The 7,127-nt window shown below is 67.3% G+C and carries 5 protein-coding genes; 2 read left to right on the forward strand and 3 right to left on the reverse strand.

Features of this window, described 5'->3' with window-relative positions; translation table 11 throughout:
* The coding region (locus ABZ928_RS53290) for a maltotransferase domain-containing protein (protein ID WP_361537106.1) at window positions 1-1,130 on the reverse strand (1,130 nt) is incomplete at its 3' end.
* A 226-nt stretch (window positions 1,131-1,356) separates the two neighbouring features.
* Window positions 1,357-2,559, reverse strand: a complete 1,203-nt coding sequence (locus ABZ928_RS53295) for a S8 family peptidase (RefSeq protein ID WP_361537108.1) — start codon at window positions 2,557-2,559, stop codon at window positions 1,357-1,359.
* A 348-nt stretch (window positions 2,560-2,907) separates the two neighbouring features.
* On the opposite strand from ABZ928_RS53295, the gene ABZ928_RS53300 reads away from it, so the two are divergent.
* Window positions 2,908-5,526 carry a glycosyltransferase family 1 protein gene (locus ABZ928_RS53300; RefSeq protein ID WP_361537110.1) on the forward strand — a complete coding sequence of 873 codons (2,619 nt, stop codon included), beginning with the start codon at window positions 2,908-2,910 and terminating at the stop codon, window positions 5,524-5,526.
* Between the two features lie 38 nt (window positions 5,527-5,564).
* Here the strand turns inward: ABZ928_RS53300 and ABZ928_RS53305 are convergent, their stop codons facing one another.
* On the reverse strand, window positions 5,565-6,506 hold the full coding sequence (locus ABZ928_RS53305) for a hypothetical protein (RefSeq protein WP_361537112.1): 942 nt from the start codon (window positions 6,504-6,506) through the stop codon (window positions 5,565-5,567).
* A 318-nt stretch (window positions 6,507-6,824) separates the two neighbouring features.
* On the opposite strand from ABZ928_RS53305, the gene ABZ928_RS53310 reads away from it, so the two are divergent.
* The coding region (locus ABZ928_RS53310; RefSeq protein WP_361537114.1) for a hypothetical protein at window positions 6,825-7,127 on the forward strand (303 nt) is incomplete at its 3' end.

Here is a 7,127-nt window from a genome sequence, read left to right on the forward strand (position 1 = left end):
TCGGCGTAGGCGATGGTGCCGTCCGCCCGGTGATGGAACCACTCCGGATGTTTCTGCACCCAGGGATGGTCGGGGGAGCACTGCAACGCGAAGTCGAGCGCGATTTCGAGATCGTGTGTGCGGGCTTCCCGCACGAACCAGTCGAAGTCGTCGATGGTGCCCAGGCCGGGGTGGACGGCGTCATGTCCGCCCTCGGGGGAGCCGATCGCCCACGGCACCCCCACATCCTCCGGGGCGGCGGAGAGGGTGTTGTTCGGGCCCTTGCGGAAGGTCGACCCGATCGGATGGATCGGCGGCAGGTAGACCACGTCGAAGCCCATCCGGGCGATGGCCGGAAGCCGCCGCGCCGCCGTCCGGAACGTGCCGTGCGGACGCTCCGCCGTCCCCTCGGACCGCGGGAAGAACTCGTACCACGACCCGTACAGCGCCCGCTCCCGCTCCACCAGCAGCGGCAACTCCTCGGAGGCGGTGACGAATTCGCGCAGGGGGTGGGCGGCGAGGACCGCGTCCACCTCCGGTGTCAGTGCCGCCGCGAGGCGTGCCACGGCCGGGCGGGACTCGTCGCGGAGCGCTTCGACGGCGGCCCGGACGACCTTGCGCAGGCCCTCGCCCTTGGGGACACCGGCCGCCGCCCGCTCGTACAGGCGCGCGCCCTCCTCCAGGACGAGTTCGGTGTCCATGCCGGCCGGGATCTTGATCTGGGCGTGGTGGCGCCAGGTGGAGATCGGGTCGCCCCAGGCCTCGACCTGGTACGTCCACCGGCCGACGGACCCGGGGGTGACGTCGGCGCCCCAGCGGTCGGTGCCGGGGGCGAGTTCGCGCATCGGGGTCCACGGGCCGGGGCGGCCCTCGGGGTCTTTCAGTACGACGTTGGCGGCGACCGCGTCATGGCCCTCGCGGAACACGGTGGCGGTGACCTGGAACGTCTCGCCGGTGACCGCCTTCGCGGGCCGGCGGCCGCACTGGACGACCGGACGGACGTCCAGGACGGGTATGCGTCCGATGCCGTCGCCCGTGGAGGGTGGCTCCGGGGGCGGGGGCCCGGTGGCGGGCGTGCGCTGCTCGGGGGGTGTGCCGGTGGTGCCGGCGCCGGCCGTCGGGGGTGCTGACGAGTGGTGCGTGGCGGGCATGACCGCTCCTGTCCGCGTCAACGTGGGTGGGCGGATGGCTGTGGGGAGGTGGGTCCTGCGTGGTGATGCTGTGGAGTACCTGAGAGTCGTACCGGTGTCGTACCGGAGGAGCCTTCCCACCCTATTCGGGTGGGCAATCCGGCACTTTGTTAACTACTCACGCGTATGTCTACACACAAGACCGGCCCCGTTCGAGAGGAACGGGGCCGGTGCCGGTGAACTGCTCCTACGAGGGCGGTACCTGGAGAAGTCTGTTCGGTGAGGCGAGTCCGCGGTCGGAGATTTTGCCGGATGCGGAGAGTGCGACCAGTGCCTGGGACACCTGTGCGGGTGTGGCCTTCGGGTGGTCGGCGAGATAGAGCGCGGCCGTGCCCGCCGCGTGCGGGGACGCCATCGACGTACCCGAGTAGGTGGCCTTGGCGGTGTCGCCCTTGTTGGACGCCGAGGTGATGCCGACGCCGGGGGCGAACAGGTCGAGGGACGCGCCGTAGTTGGAGAAGCTCGCGCGGGCGTCCTTCTTGTCGGTCGCGCCGACGGTGATCGCCTGCTTGACGTTCGCGGGCGAGTAGAGGGAGGCGGGCAGCCCGTCGTTGCCCGCCGCGACCGTGTACGTGACCCCGGACTTGATCGAGTTCCGTACGGCGGTGTCGAGTTGGGCGTTGCGGTAGCCGCCGAGACTGAGGTTGGCGACCGCGGGCTTCTTCGCGTGCTTGGTGACCCAGTCGATCCCGGCGATGACCTGGGCGGTGGTCCCGGAACCGTCGTTGTCGAGCACACGCACGGCGACGACCTTGGTCTGCCTGGCGACGCCGTACGTGGTGCCCGCGACGGTGCCGGCGACATGGGTGCCGTGGCCGTTGCCGTCGCTCGCGGTGCGGTCGTTGCCGACGAAGTCCCAGCCGTAGCTCGCCCGTCCGCCGAAGTCCTTGTGCGAGATACGGATGCCGGTGTCGATGACGTAGACCGTCACTCCGGCGCCCGCCGACTCCGGCCAGGTGTAGCTCTTGTCCAACGGGAGGTTCTGCTGGTCAACGCGGTCGATGCCCCAGGAGGGCGGGTTCTGCTGGTTGTGCTCCAGGGCCACGCGGGTGTCCTGGACGACCGAGGCGACCCGGGAGTCCGCGGCGAGCTGCTTGGCCTGTCTCTCATCGGCCTTGATCGCATAGCCGTTGAGGACCGTGCCGTAGGTATGGCTTATTTTCGCCCCGTACTTCTCGGCGAGGCTCTTTCCCGCCGATGACGGAGCCTTGGTTCCCCCCTTGAGTGTCACCAGGTAACTCCCGGTGACGGAGCCGGGTTCTCCGGCGCCGAGTATGCGCCCCTCCGGTGCGGCGTGCGCGGGCAGGGTGATGGCCGAGAACGCGGCGGCACAGGTCACCGCGGTCAAGCCCCCCGCCCAGCGCAGACGCCGTGTTCGCGTCCGTGCCATGGTGTGAGTTCCCCTCCTCGACTCGGCGTACGGCGGCCGTGGTCAGCCCGGGAGTCGCCGGGTGTGGTCCTGCGTGACCGGTACGCCACTTGCAGCCTCTCGTGTGGTGTGAAGTCACCACAAGGGCGCCTACAGGGGCGGAATCGGCCATGTCGCCCATGGGTGATGCGTGAAGGTTGCGGCGATTTCCGGACGGTCTGCGACTGGGGTGCGGCTGGGCTGCGACTGGGCTGCGGCTGTCGCAGGCACCGTGGTTACCGGGGCCCGTCACCGATACCGTCGATGTCGACGACGGGACGCACAACGCGGTGCGTCCGCTTCCGCACGCCTGACAAGGTGGCAGTGGCAATGAAAGCTATCCGTCGCTTCACCGTCCGACCCGTACTCCCCGAACCCCTCCGCCCGCTGAGCGACCTGGCGCGCAACCTGCGCTGGTCCTGGCACGCGGAGACCCGTGATCTGTTCCAGTCGGTCGACCCGGAGTGCTGGGCCGCTTCGGGCTGCGATCCCGTACGGCTGCTGGGCGACGTACCGCCCCGACGCCTCGCGGAGCTGGCGGAGGACCGCCGCTTCCTGCGCCGCCTGCGGGCGGTCGCCGACGACCTCAACGACTACGTGACCGGCGACCGCTGGTACCAGGCGCAGAGCGGCGAACTCCCCGCCGCCGTCGCCTACTTCTCCCCGGAGTTCGGCATCACGGCCGCGCTGCCGCAGTACTCGGGCGGCCTGGGCATCCTGGCGGGCGACCACCTGAAGGCGGCGAGTGACCTGGGCGTCCCGCTGATCGGCGTGGGTCTGCTGTACCGCCACGGCTACTTCCGCCAGTCACTGTCGAGGGATGGCTGGCAGCAGGAGCACTATCCGGTCCTCGACCCCAACGAGCTGCCGGTAGGCCTGCTGCGGGAGCAGGACGGCACGCCCACCCAGGTCTCGCTGGCCCTCCCCGGCGGCAAGCAGTTGCACGCGAGGATCTGGCTGGCCCAGGTCGGCCGCGTGCCCCTGCTGATGCTGGACTCGGACGTCGAGGAGAACGACCTGGGGGAGAGGGGGGTGACGGACCGGCTCTACGGGGGCGGCAGCGAGCACCGGTTGTTGCAGGAGATGTTGCTGGGGATCGGTGGGGTGCGGGCGGTGAGGACGTACTGCCGTCTGACCGGTCACGCGGATCCCGAGGTCTTCCATACGAACGAGGGCCACGCGGGCTTCCTGGGCCTGGAGCGGATCGCGGAGTTGTGCGACGAGGGCCTCGACTTCGACGCGGGGTTGGAGGCGGTGAGGGCGGGAACGGTCTTCACCACCCACACCCCCGTCCCCGCCGGAATCGACCGCTTCGACCGGGAGTTGGTCGCCCGACACTTCGGCGCGGACGCGGAGCTGCCGCGCATCGACGTGGAACGGATCCTGCGGCTGGGCATGGAGACGTATGCGGGTGGCGAGCCGAATCTCTTCAACATGGCCGTGATGGGCCTGCGGTTGGGCCAGCGGGCGAACGGTGTCTCGCTGCTCCACGGCCAGGTGAGCCGCGAGATGTTCTCGGGGCTGTGGCCGGGATTCGACCCCGACGAGGTCCCGATCACGTCCGTGACGAACGGCGTACATGCCCCGACGTGGGTGGCTCCGGAGGTCTTCCGGCTGGGGGCACGGCAGATCGGAGCACAGAGGACCGAGGATGCGTTGACGGTCGGTGGTTCGGATCGCTGGGACGCGGTGGGGGAGATCCCGGACCAGGACATCTGGGAGTTGCGGCGGGTGCTGCGCGAACAGCTGGTGACGGAGGTACGGGAGCGGCTTCGGGTGTCGTGGCGCCAACGGGGCGCGGGGACGGCGGAGTTGGGCTGGATCGACGGTGTGCTGGACCCGGATGTGTTGACGATCGGGTTCGCGAGGCGGGTGCCGTCGTACAAGCGCCTGACGCTGATGCTGCGGGACCGGGACCGCCTGATGGACCTGCTGCTGCACCCCGAGCGCCCGATCCAGATCGTGGTGGCGGGCAAGGCGCACCCGGCGGATGACGGTGGGAAGCGGTTGGTGCAGGAGCTGGTGCGGTTCGCGGACGATCCGAGGGTGAGGCATCGGATCGTCTTCCTGCCGGACTACGGCATGGCGATGGCGCAGAAGCTGTACCCGGGCTGCGACATCTGGCTGAACAACCCGTTGAGGCCGTTGGAGGCGTGCGGGACGAGCGGGATGAAGGCGGCGCTGAACGGCTGTCTGAATCTGTCGGTCCTGGATGGCTGGTGGGACGAGTGGTTCCAGCCGGACTTCGGGTGGGCGATTCCGACTGCCGACGGTACGGGGACGGATCCGGACCACCGGGACGATGTGGAGGCGGCGGCGCTGTATGACCTGCTGGAACAGCGGGTTACGCCTCGCTTCTACGAGCGGGGTCAGGGCGGGTTGCCGGACCGTTGGATCGAGATGGTGCGGCAGACGTTGACCTTGCTGGGGCCGAAGGTGCTGGCGGGGCGGATGGTGCGGGACTACGTGGAGCGGTTGTACACGCCGGCCGCGCATGCGCATCGCGCTATGACTCCGGATCTGGCGCGGGAGTTGGCGGTGTGGAAGGGGCGGGTGCGGGGGGCCTGGTCCTCGGTCACCGTCGATCACGTGGAGACGTCGGTCTCTACGGCCACCGCGGAGTTGGGGTCGACGCTCGGACTTCGGGTGCGGGTGGGGCTCGGTGAGTTGAACCCCGAGGACGTGGAGGTCCAGGCCGTCTCCGGGCGGGTGGACGAGGAGGACCGGATCGCGGACGGGACGTCCGTGCCGCTCAAGCCCGTCGGGGGGCCGGATCTTGAGGGGCGGTGGGCCTACGAGGGGCCGCTGTCGCTGGATCGGACGGGGCCGTTCGGGTATACGGTGCGGATTTTGCCGGCGCATCGGTTGTTGGCGTCGGGGGCGGAGTTGGGGCTGGTGGCTGTGCCTTCGGAGGAGGTGGTGGAGGCCGCCGGGGTGCTCATGCGGTGATTCGTTGGGGTGGAGCGCAGGGCGCAGTGATCTGCCGCTCAGTCAGGCAGGACAATCAAGTGCGTTGGCGGAAGGCCAGGTACAGGCGGAGGCTTGCGGAATTCGCCAGTCACGAGAACGTCCCGCATCAGGCGCTGGACGTTTCGGACCGCTGCTCCGCGGAATTCCTCGAAGGTTGGAGTGGCTTGGAGGAGCAGCGATCCGTTGGGTAGTACGGAAATAGAGTGAAAAACCAGAGACCTGCGTAGGGTGTCGACGCCGCCCAACATGTGGGCAACGTCAGCGGAGACGACCATGAGCCAGGAATAGCCGCGCAGTTTTGAGCGCCACTGGGGAGTGTTAAGGATCGGGTCACTGGGCTCAAATCGGAGAAAGCGCTCAAGTTCCGTCATCCCTTGAGCGTGCCTATAGGACACGTGCCCAAAAACCACGTTGTACCGGTTGCATGCCCACTGCACGGTCTGCAGGAGACGGCCCTGTGTACTCCGGGCCGTCTCCGGGCCGACGAGTTCTTTCTCGTCCACATACAAAACCAGCTTCGCATATTCGGGTAGCTCGGCCTCAAAGGTAACCGAAACCCAGACGTCGGCGTCCCCGATTTCTCCGTTGTGTGTGAATTCTCCACTCTCCACGGAAACCGACTCAGGGCGATCATCAATGATCCTCCTGAGCCACGGAAGGGAATCCGGAGCGTAGGGGTTGTACAGGACGCTGAACGTTCCCTGGGGTGCCACTGACACGTAGGACCATCGGTTGGATTCGCCATGTGGCTTCAACGTAGGGACGCGAGAGAAACCCTTACTGGAGATCCTCACCTGTCCGGCGGTCTGCACGATGTCGCTCCCCGCGAACTGTCGAACGCCGTCCGTGAGCCATGCGTATGCGCATGACGACAGTTGGGCGGGGGAGGTGTCGTACACCGTGAGCTCCACGGTGAGCCCATGCGAGAGATTGGCATTGAGGGTTTCGAGGATGTCCACGTGCCTACCCTACTCAAGACCGAACGGGCTGGTCACCATCTTCCCCAGCACATACAGGGCGCCCGAAGTGAATGCCCCCCATGCGATATTCCTCTGCTGAGCGGGGGTGGGCTGCCATACCTGGATGCTCAGCGGGGCGCGGACGGTTGACTCCTCCTGTCCCTTGGGGGTCCTGCCGGAATTTTTGCGTGTCCACCAGCCGACAACACCTTGGTACCTTTCTCCGGTGTGTGGTGAATCCACCCTTGTTCGTGTCGACTACATGACCAATTGTTGCTTGGGATTCAAGGGATCAATGGTTGCCAATTGCGGAAGCTCATGGCCGCGCTGTACGGTTTTCCCGTACTTTCGCTGATCTTGCTGCATTGTCCTGACGTAGCGATCAAGTTGGGCGGGTGCGTCCTTCTCGGCGGTTTTGGCGGATTTCACTTCCCAGATGAAGACGTAGTCGTCGAAGTATACGACGACATCTGCGAATCCATCCTTGGTCTTGCCTGTTCCGCCATTCGGAGGGGGTGTCTTGTTTTTGGGTCTTCCAAGATTTTCGTAGGCGTTGATCGGTGCTGCTGGCGGTCAGTTGAGCAGGATGAGCTGGCGCAGGAGCGGGTGGCCGGCCCGGCC

Source organism: Streptomyces sp. NPDC046909, assembly GCF_040644695.1.
Lineage (GTDB): Bacteria > Actinomycetota > Actinomycetes > Streptomycetales > Streptomycetaceae > Streptomyces.